The 312-nt window shown below is 64.7% G+C and carries 1 protein-coding gene; it reads right to left on the bottom strand.

The window, feature by feature from the left end; all coding sequences use genetic code 11:
* A partial coding sequence (vgrG, locus tag IT41_RS19335) for a type VI secretion system tip protein VgrG (RefSeq protein WP_036744454.1) occupies window positions 1-312 on the bottom strand: 312 nt, incomplete at both ends.

A 312-nucleotide genomic window follows, 5' to 3' on the forward strand; every position in this document is an offset into this window, starting at 1 on the left:
CGAAGCTGATCTCATTGAAGCCCGAGCCCTGATGGGTGTTCGACCGCCAGACCGCGCGCGTCTTGTGGGCCGGGAGCGGATAGGGCGCATCGTTCTTGCCGTTGAAGACATTGCCCACGACGACCGGTTTGTCGGGATCGCCCTCCAGAAACTCGACCAGCACCTCCATGCCGATCCGCGGGATCACCATGCCGCCCCAGCCGGCGCCGGCCCAGTTCTGGCTGACCCGGCAGCGCATCGAATAGGCGTTCGCCAAGTCCCAGTGGAACCGCACCAGAATGCGGCCGTATTCGTCGCAGTCGATCTCGCCCT

Source organism: Paracoccus halophilus, from assembly GCF_000763905.1.
In the GTDB taxonomy this organism is placed as follows: Bacteria; Pseudomonadota; Alphaproteobacteria; order Rhodobacterales; family Rhodobacteraceae; genus Paracoccus; species Paracoccus halophilus.